The sequence below is a fragment of the Streptomyces uncialis genome (genome assembly GCF_001905345.1).
GTDB classification, from domain to species: domain Bacteria; phylum Actinomycetota; class Actinomycetes; order Streptomycetales; family Streptomycetaceae; genus Streptomyces; species Streptomyces uncialis.
In genome coordinates this window covers 67,948-81,322 of sequence record NZ_LFBV01000001.1, presented here as the reverse complement: position 1 = coordinate 81,322, position 13,375 = coordinate 67,948, and the positions used below count along the sequence as shown (strand labels likewise).

Genomic DNA, 13,375 nt, shown 5'->3' with positions numbered 1-13,375 from the left:
GGGCGGGGGGCCGCGCGAGGCGCGGGGCGGGGCGGATCAGCGGGCGGATCACGGGGTGCGCGGGCATCACCGGCCGTCCCCGGCGAGGTCCCGTGGGGGTACCGCGGCGAGATCCTCCGGAGGTGCCGCGAGGTCCGGGGCGTCCTGGGGTGTCGTGAAGCCCTGGGCGTTCTGCGGTGTCGCGCGGCCCGGGGGGTCCTGCGGTGTCGCGCGGCCCGGGGGGTCCTGCGGTGTCGCGCGGCCCGGGGGGTCCTGCGGTGTCGTGAGGTCGGGCAGGTCCCAGTCGCGGGCCACCTCGGCGGTGTCGGCACCGGGGCGTGCGGGGCTCCGGCGGATGGCGCCGGGAGTGGCCGAGAAGCGGGGCGCGGGCGCGGGCTGGGTGACCCCTTCGTGGACGGTGAAGGTGCCCCGGGCGGCGAGATGCGGATGCCCGGGAGCCTCACGCAGCGACAGCACGGGCGCCACGCACGCGTCGGAGTCCGCGAACACCCGCGTCCACCACGCGCGCGTGCCGGTCGCGAAGCGGGCCGCGACGGCCGCCCGCAGCTCGTCCCAGCGGGCCGGGTCCTCGCGCGGGGGCGCGGTCGCGGTGAGGCCGAGGAGCGCCAGGAACTCATCGTAGAAGCGCTGTTCCAGGGCGCCCACGGCCATATGGCCGCCGTCGGAGGTCGGATAGCAGCCGTAGAAGGGGGAGCCGCCGTCGAGGAGGTTGACGCCCCGGCGGTCCTGCCAGTGTCCGGCGGCGGCCAGGCCGTGGATCAGGGTGGTGAGATGCGCGGTGCCGTCGACGATCGCGGCGTCCACGACCTGGCCGGTGCCGGTCGTCCGCGCGTGGTGCAGGGCCGCGAGGAGTCCGACGACCAGGTAGAGCGAGCCGCCCGCGTAGTCCCCCAGGAGGTTGGCCGGAGGTGTGGGCGGCTGGTCGGGGCGGCCGATCATGCCGAGCGCGCCCGTGACGGCGATGTAGCTGATGTCGTGGCCCGCGCGCGGGGCGAGCGGGCCGCTCTGGCCCCAGCCGGTCATCCGCCCGTAGACCAGCCGGGGGTTGCGCGCGTGGCACTCCTTGGGCCCGACCCCGAGACGCTCGGCGACACCGGGGCGGTAGCCCTCGATGAGGAGGTCCGCCCGGCCCGCCAGACCGAGAACCCGCTCCGGGCCGCCCGGGGCCTTGAGGTCCACCAGGACGGAACGCTTGCCGCGGTTGGTCGGATCGTGCTCGGGGGCGACGGAGTGGCCCGGGCCGCCGGGGCGGTCGACCCGGACGACATCCGCGCCGAGATCGGCCAGCAGCATGCCGGCGAACGGCCCCGGACCGATACCCGCCAGCTCCACGACCCGCACCCCCGCGAGGGGGCCGCCCTGCGCGGGCGTACGGGGCGGTTCCTGTGTCCCGCTCATCGAGCTCCCTTGTCCATGACCCGACCGGATCTACGACATGACTGGATCTGCGTGACCAGGTCTGCGCGACAGGTCTGCATGGCTTGCATGACCAGGTCCGCGTGACTGGCTCCGACACGACCGGTGCGAACAGAAGTGATGCTAGGAACGGGTCGCGGGCCGCACAAGAGAAGAACGAGCAAGCGCTTGGAAACGTGCCCGGCGAAGCACTTCCATGATGGTCCGGCGGCGGGCCCCGCCGCCTGTGACACGAGCCGTCCGCCCTGCGGTGCACCCGCTCGGCCCGGCCGTCCGGACGCGTGGGCGCACCCCAGGGCGGACCACCGGCCCGGCCCTGCGCGAGGTGCTCACCGCGGTCGCCCTGGTCACCCGCGGGCCCGCACACGCTAGCCTCAGCCACCGACAACGGCGCGGGCGTCACGGCTGAGAGGTTGCCATGAGCAGGCTGGGCAAGGCAGATCGCACGGACCGGTCCTACGACATCGTCCTCTTCGGCGCCACCGGGTTCGTGGGCGCGCTGACCGCGGAGTACCTCGCCGCGCACGCGCCCGAGGGCCTGCGGTGGGCCATCGCGGGCCGGGACGCGGACAGACTGCGGCGGTTGCACGGGGAACTGGCGGCCGTCTTCCCGGCCGCCGCCGGGGCGGGGGTGATCGAGGCGTCCGCCGACGATCCCGGCTCCCTGCGCGAACTCGCCCGCCACGCGCGCGTGGTGGCGACCACGGTCGGGCCGTATCTCACACTGGGGCAGGAACTGGTGGCCGCGTGCGCCGACGAGGGCACCGACTATCTGGACCTCACCGGGGAGCCCGAGTTCGTGGACCTCACGTATGTGCGGCACGACGCACGCGCGCGGGAGACGGGGGCGCGTCTGGTGCACTCGGCCGGGTTCGACTCGGTCCCGCACGATCTGGGCGTGCTCTTCACCGTCGGACAGCTGCCGCCGGACGTCCCGTTGCGTGTCGACGGGTACGTCAGCGCGCGCGGGATGTTCTCCGGGGGCACGTTCGCGTCGATCGTCGGCCAGTCGGCGCGCGGGCGGCGGATGGCGGCGGCCGCGCGGGACCGCAGACGGCATGAGCCGCGGAGCGTGGGAAGGCGGGCCTACTCGGCGATCGGCGGACCCCGGTTCGCCAAGGAGGTCGGCGCCTGGGCGCTGCCCCTGCCCACGATCGACGCACAGGTGGTGCAGCGGTCGGCACGGGCGCTGGAGCGGTACGGTCCCGACTTCCGTTACCGCGAGTACGCGGCGGTCCGTCATCTGCCCGTGGCGGTGGGCGGGGTGGCCGCGCTGACGGCCCTGTTCACCGTGGCGCAGGTGCCGTCCGTGCGACGGCAGCTGTCGAGGCTGGTGCGCCCCGGTGAGGGGCCGGACGCGGCCCGCCGGGCGCGCAGCTGGTTCTCGGTGCGGTTCGTCGGGGAGGGCGGCGGCAGACGGGTCTTCACCGAGGTCTCGGGCGGGGACCCGGGCTACGGCGAGACCTCGAAGATGCTCGCCGAGGCCGCGATGAGCCTCGCCCTGGACGACTTGCCCGACACCTCGGGTCAGGTGACCACGGCCGTGGCGATGGGCGACGCGCTGACGAAACGGCTGCGCGCGGCCGGGATCACCTTCCGGGTGGCCGACACCCGGTAGCCCGGCCCGGTCACCGGGGGGGGCGCCACGCACGCGCCACAGGCCCGGCCGGGCCCGGTTCCCGCAGGCACGGCCGGGCCCGGTTCCGCGCCGGTCGGTGTGCCGCGGCGCCTCTTGGACGGGTGAGGGGCCGGTCAGGGGCGTCCGGCCGTGAGCTCGGACAGGGCCCTGCGGCACAGGGAGTCCGCGTGCCGGGTGGTCTCCGGGAGGCGGTACCGGGGCGTCAGGGCCAGGGTGTGGGCCACCGCGTTGGGCAGGGTGACCCGGTGGCCGACCGACACGTACACGGGTTTGACCCCGGGCCGGGTGCGCAGCGCGGCGCCGACCTGTTCCGAGTCCGCGAGCAGCGGGGACCACGCCCCGCGCGTGGGAGGCGGTTCCTCGTACGTGAACGTGAACGGGTTCTTCGCGACACCGATCGTGGGGAGCCCGGTGAGGACACCGAGATGGCTGGCGAGCCCGAAGCGGCGGGGATGGGCGAGCCCGTAACCGTCACAGACGACGATCCCCGGGTCGACGCTCAGTGCCTCCAGGGCGGCGAGCACGGTCGGGATCTCACGGAACGCGAGGAGTCCGGGAACGTACGGGAAGGACACCGTGCCGACGGCGGTGGCCTCTTCGACCACCTCCAGGGTGACGCGGTCGAGGACGACCGCCGCGGCGACGACGAGGTCGCGGCTGTCGTCGTACGCCACGTCCACGCCGGTGGCGTGTCCGGTGCCGGGAGGCGGTCCGGGTTCGTCCAGGACGACGCGGGCGCGCAGTTCGTCCTGGACGGCGCGCGCCCGGTCCTCGGTGACGGGCCAGTCGTCGGGCGGCGGCGGGGCCGGTACGGGGGTGGGGTCCGGTACGGGGTGCGGTGCGGGCTTCATGGTGACGCCGAGGGTAGTGCGGGGCGCCTCCGCGCGGCTCGCGTCACCCGGATTCGCCGTGCCGTCCCGGACCCACACGGCACCGGCGCCGTGTGGGTCCGCAAGTCCTGCCATACCTCCTGCCGGGTCCCCCGCGCCGGGAACCCCTCGGCCGTTCGGGACCGCGGGGATGGGTAGGGTCGGGGTGTGTTCGTGCTGGAGTTGACCTATACCGTGCCCGTCGACGCTGTGGACGTGGCGCTGGACGCCCATATCCGCTGGCTGGACGAGCAGTACGCGGCAGGCGTGTTCCTCGCGTCCGGGCGGAAGAATCCCCGGGACGGCGGGGTGATCCTGGCGGTCGGTGACGACCGCGCGCGGATCGAGACGGTCGTCGCGGCCGACCCGTATGTGACGGCCGGGTTCTGCGCGTACCGGATCACGGAGTTCGCGATGACGAAGACCGTGCCCGAGCTGGCCGCCTATCGGGAGCCCCAGCGGCCCTGACGTGCGCCGGGCCACGACCGGTCAGCGGGTGAGCCGGGCCACCCGGCCCTTCTCGCCGGAGGCCCAGCAGCCGCCGTCCGGGGCGCAGTCGACGGTGTCGTAGGAGCCGGTGCCCATCGGCCGCCAGGTCCGGCCGCCGTCCGTGGTGAGGTCGGTGCCGGTCGGGCCGACCGCGAGCGCGGCGTGCCGGGAGCCGACGCGGTGCGCCCACGGGGCGGGCAGCCAGACGGCGCCCGAGCGGTACGCGGGCGGGGGACGGTCCGCCGAACGCCAGGAACGTCCGCCGTCCCGGGTCGTCGCCGCGGCGTCCGGGGAGGGCTGACCGGTGCGGTAGTCGCCGCCGACGGCGATGCCTTGGGCGCGGTCGCGGTCACGGTCCCTGCCGCGGTCACGGTCGCGGTCGCGCTCCCTGTCGCTGCTGTCGCTGTCGCTGTCTCGGAAGGCGAGCGCGAACACCCCGCGCGCGGGATCGCCCGCCGGGAGGGACAGTTCCGTGGCCCGCCAGGTGTGGCCACGGTCCGTGGAACGCAGCACCCGCGCGCGTGCGCCGCCGCCCGTCGCCAGCCACACGTCCCGGGAGCCGGAGGTGACCAGGCACTGGCCACTGGCCGCGAACCCCGCCTCCCCGGGCAGGGCGGGCGGCATGCCCGCGTCGGGCAGCACCCGCCAGGAGCGTCCGCCGTCCCGGGTGGACACGATGCGGTACTTGCCGTCGACCGGGTCGCTCATCGCCAGTCCGCGGCGGTCGTCGAAGAACGCCACGCAGTCGTAGAAGGCTCGGGGGTCGGTGTTGCGGAAGACCTCCGTCCAGGTGGCGCCGCCGTCATCGGTGCGCAGCATCCGGGACGCCTCGCCCTCACCGATCGCGAGGACCACCGCCCGACGGGCGTCGAACGCCTCGATGTCACGGAACTCCAGGTCGGCCGTCCCGGGCGGGGACACCGTCCGCCAGTGCGCACCGCCGTCGGTGGTGCGCAGCACGGTGCCCCGGGAGCCCGCCGCCCACGCGGTGCGCCGGTCCACGGCCGCGAGCCCCCGCAGCCGGACGGTGACACCGCTGTCCTGGGAGCGCCAGCCGGGCGGACGCGGCTGACCGGTGCCCAGGGTGTCGGCGGCCTCGGACTCGGACACGGTGGGGACCGGGGCCGGGGTCCGGGGAGCGGGGGCTTCCGAGGCGTGCGCGGGGACGGCCGACGCCAGAGCGGTGAGGGCCACCGCGAGCAGCCGGGCGGTGCGGCGGGCGGCGCTGGGGCGGCGGCCCGCCGGGTCTGTGCCGGGGCCGGTGGAGATGACGTGGCCGTGGCCGTGGCCGTGGCCGTCGCTGTGGCTGTGGACGGTGTCGGTACCGGTGTCGTGCTTCCGGGTCGTCGGGACCGTACGCCTCTTGTTCCCCAAGCGCCTCATGGCGGGCGAAGCTAGTGCCTGGGGCGGAGGCCGTCCAGAGGGCCCGCGCCGGGCCGAACCTCCCCCCGGGCGGCGGGAGAAGGGGTCCGCAGGTGTCCGGAGTCCCACGAGCGGGCAGCCGTGACAGAGGTCACTCACCGTTCGGGTCACGGATCGGGGCGCTCCGGCGTCTCTTCTGATGTCCGGGGATTCAGTGGGGCCGACCGTGCCACTGGGCCGACAGCCGTCGCCGTCACGAGGGAGCAGGCGTTGTCCATCGTCATCGAGCAAGCCGTGGAGGCGCGCTTGGTCGCCGCCGCGCCGCGCATGGCCACCATCCCGGCCGTTCTGCGGTACGAGCAGGACGACCCCTTCGCGGTCCGTATGACCTTCCCCGCGCCCTCGACGCTGGAAGGCGTCGATGTGTGCTGGACGTTCGCGCGGGAGCTGCTCGCCGCCGGGATGGAGGAGGCCGTCGGCCAGGGCGATGTACGGGTCCGGCCGTACGGGTTCGACCGTACGGTGATGGAGTTCCACGCGCCCGAGGGCACCGCGATCGTGCATGTCCGCAGTGGTGAGCTGCGCCGGTTCCTGGAGCGGACCGACGCGGCGGTGCCCACGGGGCGCGAGTCGCTGTACCTCGATCTGGACCAGGACCTCGCGGATCTGATGCGCGACGCATGAGCCCGGGGGCGGGCGGGGCTGGGGGTGCTCCTCCTTGGCCCACTGTTCCTGTGTGGGCCTTGTCGGGCGCCCCCAGGGTCCCCTGTGCTGGGCGCGATTGTTCCCGTGCGGGTCGTTCGGTGGTTTTGCGCGGTTCCTCGCGCCCCTGAGGTTCCCTGTGCTGGGCGTACTTGTTCCTGTGCGGTCGCTCGGGGGTGCGCAGTTCCTCGCGCCCCTGGGTACTCGGTTCTGGGCGTACTTGTTCCCGTGCGGGTCGTTCGGTGGTTTTGCGCGGTTCCTCGCGCCCCTGAGGTTCCCTGTGCTGGGCCTACTTGTTCCTGCTGAGGTCGCTCGGGGGTGCGCAGTTCCCCGCGCCCCTGGGTACTCGGTTCTGGGCGTACTTGTTCCCGTGCGGGTCGCTCGTGGGTGCGCGGTTGCTCGCGCCCCTGAGGTTCCCTGTGCTGGGCGTACTTGTTCCTGCTCAGGTCGCTCGGGGGTGCGCGGTTCCTCGCGCCCCTGGGTACTCGGTTCTGGGCGTAGTTGTTCCCGTGCGGGTCGCTGGTGACGAGAACGGGCCGGGCTCTGGTTGAGCGCGGCCCGGGTCTCGTTCGGTCAGCGTTGGGGGGTCGGCTCGCGGAGTCGGGGGCCGGAGACCGGGCCGCCGGAGAGGGTGGCCGCCTCCGCCAGTGCGGCTCTGCGGAAGGTTCTGCTGCGGCCCGCGCAGTCCGCGCAGATCGCCGGAGCGCCCTCCGCGGACGGATCACGGTCCATCTCCGCCGCGATGTACGAGTGGTCGCAGCGGTGGCAGCGGACCCGGGCCTGCCAGATGTCGTCGACCTCGTCGCGCGGGTCGTGGGCCCGGCGGAGCACCGGGGAGCGGGTGGTGCGGGTGGCGAGCCAGTAGAGGCCGACGCTCAGGACCAGGGTCACCGGAGACGACCAGGTCGTGCCGAAGGTCCCCGTGAACTCCAGGACGAGGATGCCCGTCAGGGACGAGATCATCCACACCACCGCGCCCGGCGCGAACGTGGCGACCCGCCCCGGCCGGAACTCCGGCAGCCCGTCCCGGTCGCCGTCACGGTGCAGCGCCAGATGCGTCAGCATGATGCCGACCCAGGCGACGACGAACGCGCCCTGCCAGGCCAGCGCGGTGAGCACATAGCTCAGTACGTCGGTGAGCATGATCAGGTACGTCACGACGCTCGCCACCGCGAGAGCCGCCACCCGTGGCACCCGGATGTGGAAGAGCCGGGCGACCACAGCCTCCACATTGGTGGACGCCACGTAGTAGTTGGCGGTGTTGATACGGGACTGGGTCAGCCAGACGACCCCGAGTCCCCACACACCCATCAGCGCGACGATGGTGTCACCGATGGCCGTCTCGGTCGGCATCCCGGCGGCGCCCGCCGCGAGGACCAGGAAGATCCCGATCAGGCCGTTGACGAAGTACACGAAGAAGTAGAACACCGGGCCGAAGGTGACGACACTGTGGAAGCCCGCGTCCTTCGGCTTGCCGAACCGGCCGAAGTCGACGGTGTACATCATGAAGACGAAGACGCCCATGTAGACGAAGAAGGCGTACAGCCAGCCCGGGGCACCGAGGTCCGGGACGAGGTCCGGGGTGTGGGTGAACCAGCCGGACGGCTTGTACTCCCGCGCGGCGAGGATCACGGCGATGATGAGGCCGGTCCAGTACAGCGGCAGCAGCGCCCCGTTGAACTTGTCGAGCCAGCGGCGTACCCCGCCGACGGCCATGGGCACATTGGTGAGGATCGAGACCGCGTACCAGAACTCGATGCTCAGCGCCCCGGTGTACGCGTGCAGGGCGTGCGCGATCACCGAGCCCTCGAAGACGGCGTAGTAGATCGCGGTCGCGGCGAGCACGAGCGGCGCGAGCACCGAACCGATGTACCCGAAGACGCGCTGCGAGAGCAGGGCCACGGTCAGCCCGGTGCGGGCCGCGTATCGCGAGAAGACGTAGTTGACCGTGCCGAACACGGCGACCGCGAGCAGGATGCCGATCAGGGTGTCGACGGTCCCCACGGTCACGGCCAGGGTCGCGGCGGTGACCAGGTAGAACATGCCACTGACGAGCGCGTACCAGGCCATGGTCAGCGAGAGCCGGCCGCTGCGCCAGGTCAGCGGGACGATATGCGTGGAGTAGTCCTCGTTGGCGGCCTCCTTGACGACGCGGGGGTCATCGGTGAAGGAGACGTCCAGTGGTACGGGGGCGGAGACATCCGGGCGTGGAGCGGTCACGGGAAGTCCTAGGGAACGGCCGCCTGGGGGGAGAGCGGGGCGGGGGGGCGCCGTACGACGCGTCCCCGCACCGGGGCGGACACCGCGCGGAACGGGAAGCGCGGGGCGGGCCCGGTGGTGCGGGCTGCGGACGGGTGACGACGCGGGGGCTGCTTGGTCGGCCCCGAGGCTTCCGGCGGGATGACCTCGTCCGGTCAAGGTGTGCGCCGCCACCCCGCCTTGTCAACGGTTCGACCGAAGAAGTGAGCTCACGCAACGAAAAACATGGGTCAATCGGTCAAGTTACTACGGATTTCGTCGCACCTGATGCAGCCGTGTGCCCAGTACGAGGGTCAGCGCGACCAGGGCGGCGGGCAGCACGGCGGCGGTGATCGGCGCGTACCGCAGCAGGAGCGCTCCGGCGAGTGCGCCGACCACCAGGGCGAGCAGCACCGCCAGCCGGCGCGGGACGTGCCGGGCGGACCCGTGCGCGGCGGACTCGGCGATCGATGTGAGGGTGCCCGTGACGAAGGTGGTGGTGATCCCGGCGAGCGCGACCCGCCGCGCGCACGCGGTCTGCACCCCCATGGCGAGCGCCGACAGGGCGACGAGCGCCACGTCCCACTCCTCGGACGGCTCGGCGTCCACGGCGGCCCAGCCCGCGAGGAACGCCACCTGGCAGAGCAGACCGACCGTCAGGGTCAGGGTGATCCGCCGGGGCCACAGGGCGCCCGCCGGAAGGTCGCGGGTCACCCGGAACGCCAGCACCAGCCCGGCGGCGAAGGCGAGGGTGGCCGCCGCCGCGCGGGCCACATGCAGATCGGCGCCGTGCGAACCCGCGATCCCGAGCAGGACGAGATTGCCGGTCATGTTCGCGGTGAAGACTCCGCCGAGACCGAGGTAGGCCAGGGCGTCGGTGGCCCCCGCCGCCACGGTGAGCAGCAGCGCGAGCGCGTCGGCGAGCCGCTGCCGTCCGGCGGTGGCGGGCAGTACGGACGCGGTGTCCGGGACGGTGTCCGGCGCCGTTCCCTGCGCTGCGTCCGGCCCTGCGTCCGGCGCTGCGGCCGGTCCCGCGTCCGGCGCTGCGGCCGGTCCCGCGTCCGGCGCTGCGTCCGGCGCTGCGTCCGGTCCGGAGCCCTCGGGGCCGGACCCCGAGGAATCGTCGCGGCTGTCGACCCCGGCAGATCCCGTGGGGCCCGTGGGGTTTTCGGGGTTCCTGGGACCGGCGGTGTCGGCGTGGTCCTGGGGGCCGGGGAGGTCGTCGGGGGGACCGCTCGGCTGGTTTCGCATCATGCCGTTCCTCGGGTTTCGGGGCCCGTACCCCCGGCGCGCTGGCGGCCGAAGGGGTTGACATACGGGAAAAGGTGCCCAAACAATAAGCCCACTTGGTCGGACCATCTGACTATCTCGGCCCACCGGCAGGGCCACCCGCACCCGAAGGCACGCACTCCATGGCGCACACCGATCCCGAGACCCGCGTCCGTGAACTGGGTCTCGTCATCCCCGACTTCGCCGCCCGGCCGTACTACGGCACGGACTACGGGTCGATGAAGCCCCACCACATCACCGGAAACCTGCTCTTCCTGGGCGGCCACACCGCCGACGACGCGGACGGCAACGTCCGCAACCCGGGCCGCCTCGGCGCCGATGTGACCGTCGAGCAGGGTTACGAGGCCGCCCGGCTGACCGCCCTGAACTGCCTCGGCGGCATCCGGCTCGCCCTCGGCTCGCTCAACCGGGTGCACTCCCTAGTACGCTCGCTGTGCTTCGTCGTCAGCACCCCGGAGTTCGAGGACGTGCACAAGGTGTCCTCGGGCGCGACGGACCTCTTCCGGGACGTGTTCGGCCCCGAAGCGGGGCTCGGCGGACGCGCCACCATCGGGGTGATGAGCCTCGCCCGCCGGAGCTGCTTCGAGAACTGGCTCACCGTCGAGATCGACGGCTGACCCACCCGGGACGGCGGTCGCGCGCACCGCCCGGCCGGCGCGCGCGGCCGTGCCGCACGGCACCCGTCCACCGCCCGGCGGCCGGGCCCACCCGGACCGCCGCCCCGCCCGAAAGGCCCATCGGTGACCGTCGACTGGACCCTGATCGCCCCCGAGGCAGCCCTCGGACCCGACCGGCTCGCCGGACGCCTCCAAGGGCTCATCGAGGAGGGTCGGCTGCCCGCCGGCACCCGTATCCCCGCCGAGCGCGAACTCGCCGAGCAGCTGCGGATCTCCCGGGCCTCCGTCCGCGAGGCACTGCGCGAACTGGAGCTGCGCGGACTCGTCGACCGCAAGCCGGGCCGGGGCACGATCGTCACCGGCACCACCCGGCCCGATCTGCACGCCCGTCAGCTCGGGGACATGGACGAGGCGGCACGGCTGGTGCACGAGGTCATGGATCTGCGCTCCGCCGTCGAACCGCCCGTCGCCGCGCGGGCCGCGCTGCGTGCCACCGAGAGCGATCTCCAGCACCTCGCCGGACTGCTGTCGCAGGCCGAGCTGGAGCGCGGACGCGACAATCTGGCCGCCCTCATCGAACTCGACGGCGCCTTTCACGTCGCCGTCGCCCGGGCCACCCACAACCCGATGCTGACCCGGCTCCTCGAAGCCACCAACGAGTGGGTCGGACCCTCCCGTGACCCGCAGTACCAGTCCACGGAACGCCTGGTCGCCTCACTGCGCGGGCACCGCCGTATCCTCGCCGCGCTGATCAGCCACGACAGCGAGGCGGCGGCCGAGGCGATGGCCGACCACCTCAGCGAGGTCCAGGGCATGATCATCGACAGTCTGGGGCGGGGCACCCACGACACCGCGGAACCGCGACCCTGACCTCGCCGCACCTCAGCCCACCCTCTTCTCCCCCGCGCGAACGCCGTCCCGTGCCGGTGCCGCCGCAGCAAGGAAGGCCGCCGTCATGAACGCCGTACCGCCCGCCCAGCCCGCCTCCGCCGCCGCGCCCTTCGCCTTGGCCGCCCCGCACGCCCTGGCCACCGGGGCCGGGGACGCCGTCCGGGCGGCGGGCGGCAACGCCGTCGACGCCGCGCTCGCCGCTGCCATCGCGCTCACGGTCGTCTATCCGCACCAGTGCGCGGTCGGCGGCGACCTGATCGCCCTGGTCGCGCTGCCCGACGGACGGACCCTCACCGTCAACGGCAGCGGAGCCGCCGCGGCCGGAGCCGACCCCGGGGCCTTCAGCGGCCCCCTGATGCCGGTCACCGGCGCGCGGACCGTGACCGTCCCGGGCGTCGTCGCGGGCTGGGCGACCCTGCACGAGCTCGCCGGACGGCTCCCGTGGGAGCGGCTGTTCGACGCGGCCGTCACCTACGCCCGGGACGGTGTGCCGACCGCGCCCGGGGTCGCCACCGCACTGCGCCAGGAGGCGCCGCTGCTGCTCGGGGACCCGGGGATGCGCGAGGTGTTCTTCCCGGACGGCGTCCCGCTCGCCACCGGTGCGGTGCTCCGTCAGCCGGCCCTCGCCCGTTCCCTGGCTCTGCTCGCCGAGCGGGGCCCGAAGGCACTGTACGACGGGGAGTTGAGCGCGGGTCTGGTGGAACTGCTGCGATCCCTGGGGTCACCGCTCACCAGGGACGATCTGGCCCGGCACACCACCGAGGTCACGGAGCCGCTGGCCACGGTGTTCCGGGGCGAGGAATACCTCACCGCCCCGCCCAACTCGCAGGGCCTGCACCTGCTCCAGGCCCTCGCCCTGGTGGAACGTATGCCGCGCGACGCCGAACTGCTCGGCTCGGAGGCGTCGTTGTTGGCGCGGATCTTCGACGCGGTCACCCAGGACCGGGACAGCCATCTCGCGGACCCCCGCCAGGTGGACGTCCCCGTCGCAGAGTTGCTCGGGGCGGCCCATCTCGACACGGTCGCCGAACGGGTTCTCGGCGGCGAGCGGGCGCTGGGCGGTGAGCGGACCGCGTCCGTGCCCGGTGCCGCCCGGCGGGCCCAGGCCGCGCGGCCCAGCGGGGACACCGTCGCGGTGGTCGCGGCCGACGCCGAGGGGTACGCGGTGTCGCTGATCCAGAGCCTCTTCCACAGCTTCGGGTCCGGCATCCTCGACCCGGGGAGCGGAATCGTGCTGCACAACCGGGGGTCGTTCTTCGACCTGGCGCCCGGCGCCCCCAACCGGCTCGCCGGGGGGCGGCGTCCGGCGCACACCCTGATGCCGGTACTGACCCGGCGGGACGGGGTGATCAGCGGCGCCCACGGCACGATGGGCGGCAAGGCGCAGCCGCAGATCCATACGCATCTCGCGCTGCGGCTCACGGCGGGGGACGATCCGGTGCGGGCGCTGGGCCGGCCCCGGTGGGTGATCGGCGGGCTCGGGGTGGACGAGCCCGCCGGGGTGGCCTCGGTGGAGGGATCGGTGCCCGCGGAGGCGCTTTCCGCGCTGGTCGGGGCGGGGTACCGGGCGGAGGTCCTGGCCGAGTTGGACGAGCAGGTGGGACACGGGCAGGTGGTGCGGCGGCGGGAGGACGGCGGGTTCGACGCGGGGACCGATCCTCGGAGTGACGGGGCGGTGGCCGTGCGGCTGGCCTGACGCCTTCGCTTGCGCCTCCGGGTGCTGCCTCCTGCTGTTGTCCGCCGGGTGCGGGTCGGTCCTCGTTTCTGCGCAGTTCCCCGCGGGGCGCCTTCGCTTGCGCCTCCCGGTGCTGCCTCCTGCTGTTGTCCGCCGGGTGCGGGTCGTTCTCGCTTTTGCGCAGTTC

General features: G+C 73.8%; 11 protein-coding genes. 6 read left to right on the top strand and 5 right to left on the bottom strand.

What is annotated here, in order from left to right:
* Nucleotides 1–66: 66 nt before the first annotated feature.
* Nucleotides 67–1,398 carry a CaiB/BaiF CoA transferase family protein gene (locus tag AB852_RS00305; RefSeq protein WP_079184192.1) on the bottom strand — a complete coding sequence of 444 codons (1,332 nt, stop codon included), beginning with the start codon at nt 1,396–1,398 and terminating at the stop codon, nt 67–69.
* A gap of 436 nt (nt 1,399–1,834) precedes the next feature.
* Here AB852_RS00305 and AB852_RS00300 point away from each other — a divergent pair, with 436 nt between their 5' ends.
* Nucleotides 1,835–3,034, top strand: a complete 1,200-nt coding sequence (locus AB852_RS00300; protein WP_073782383.1) for a saccharopine dehydrogenase family protein — start codon at nt 1,835–1,837, stop codon at nt 3,032–3,034.
* A gap of 134 nt (nt 3,035–3,168) precedes the next feature.
* Here the strand turns inward: AB852_RS00300 and AB852_RS00295 are convergent, their stop codons facing one another.
* Nucleotides 3,169–3,906 carry an endonuclease V gene (locus AB852_RS00295; protein WP_073785164.1) on the bottom strand — a complete coding sequence of 246 codons (738 nt, stop codon included), beginning with the start codon at nt 3,904–3,906 and terminating at the stop codon, nt 3,169–3,171.
* A 186-nt stretch (nt 3,907–4,092) separates the two neighbouring features.
* On the opposite strand from AB852_RS00295, the gene AB852_RS00290 reads away from it, so the two are divergent.
* Nucleotides 4,093–4,392 (top strand): YciI family protein, encoded by a 300-nt coding sequence (locus AB852_RS00290; protein ID WP_073782381.1) that lies wholly within the window; start codon nt 4,093–4,095, stop codon nt 4,390–4,392.
* A gap of 21 nt (nt 4,393–4,413) precedes the next feature.
* Here the strand turns inward: AB852_RS00290 and AB852_RS00285 are convergent, their stop codons facing one another.
* Complete coding sequence (locus AB852_RS00285; protein ID WP_245876543.1) at nt 4,414–5,796, bottom strand: YCF48-related protein; 1,383 nt, start codon at nt 5,794–5,796, stop codon at nt 4,414–4,416.
* A gap of 249 nt (nt 5,797–6,045) precedes the next feature.
* On the opposite strand from AB852_RS00285, the gene ssgD reads away from it, so the two are divergent.
* Complete coding sequence (ssgD, locus tag AB852_RS00280) at nt 6,046–6,459, top strand: spore wall synthesis regulator SsgD (protein WP_073782379.1); 414 nt, start codon at nt 6,046–6,048, stop codon at nt 6,457–6,459.
* Nucleotides 6,460–7,050: 591 nt separating this feature from the next.
* On the opposite strand, the gene AB852_RS00275 is transcribed toward ssgD, so the two are convergent.
* Entirely contained in the window at nt 7,051–8,697 is a 1,647-nt protein-coding gene (locus AB852_RS00275; protein ID WP_073782377.1) for a purine-cytosine permease family protein, read from the bottom strand.
* A 285-nt stretch (nt 8,698–8,982) separates the two neighbouring features.
* Complete coding sequence (locus AB852_RS37480; protein ID WP_107499093.1) at nt 8,983–9,969, bottom strand: YoaK family protein; 987 nt, start codon at nt 9,967–9,969, stop codon at nt 8,983–8,985.
* A gap of 158 nt (nt 9,970–10,127) precedes the next feature.
* On the opposite strand from AB852_RS37480, the gene AB852_RS00265 reads away from it, so the two are divergent.
* The 3 genes from AB852_RS00265 (at nt 10,128) to AB852_RS00255 (ending at nt 13,209) form a co-directional block, all read left to right on the top strand.
* Nucleotides 10,128–10,622: a RidA family protein gene (locus tag AB852_RS00265; protein ID WP_073782375.1), complete on the top strand. Its 495-nt coding sequence runs from the start codon at nt 10,128–10,130 to the stop codon at nt 10,620–10,622.
* A 123-nt stretch (nt 10,623–10,745) separates the two neighbouring features.
* Nucleotides 10,746–11,492 (top strand): FadR/GntR family transcriptional regulator, encoded by a 747-nt coding sequence (locus tag AB852_RS00260; protein WP_079184190.1) that lies wholly within the window; start codon nt 10,746–10,748, stop codon nt 11,490–11,492.
* Nucleotides 11,493–11,577: 85 nt separating this feature from the next.
* Complete coding sequence (locus AB852_RS00255; RefSeq protein ID WP_073782373.1) at nt 11,578–13,209, top strand: gamma-glutamyltransferase family protein; 1,632 nt, start codon at nt 11,578–11,580, stop codon at nt 13,207–13,209.
* Nucleotides 13,210–13,375 lie beyond the last annotated feature (166 nt).

Excerpts from the sequence above, each read along its gene's own strand:
- AB852_RS00255 (WP_073782373.1), top strand. The coding sequence starts at position 11,578 with ATGAACGCCGTACCGCCCGCCCAGCCCGCCTCCGCCGCCGCGCCCTTC.
- AB852_RS00300 (WP_073782383.1), top strand. The coding sequence starts at position 1,835 with ATGAGCAGGCTGGGCAAGGCAGATCGCACGGACCGGTCCTACGACATC.
- AB852_RS00265 (WP_073782375.1), top strand. The coding sequence starts at position 10,128 with ATGGCGCACACCGATCCCGAGACCCGCGTCCGTGAACTGGGTCTCGTC.
- AB852_RS00295 (WP_073785164.1), bottom strand. The coding sequence starts at position 3,906 with ATGAAGCCCGCACCGCACCCCGTACCGGACCCCACCCCCGTACCGGCC.
- AB852_RS37480 (WP_107499093.1), bottom strand. The coding sequence starts at position 9,969 with ATGATGCGAAACCAGCCGAGCGGTCCCCCCGACGACCTCCCCGGCCCC.
- AB852_RS00285 (WP_245876543.1), bottom strand. The coding sequence starts at position 5,796 with ATGAGGCGCTTGGGGAACAAGAGGCGTACGGTCCCGACGACCCGGAAG.
- AB852_RS00305 (WP_079184192.1), bottom strand. The coding sequence starts at position 1,398 with ATGAGCGGGACACAGGAACCGCCCCGTACGCCCGCGCAGGGCGGCCCC.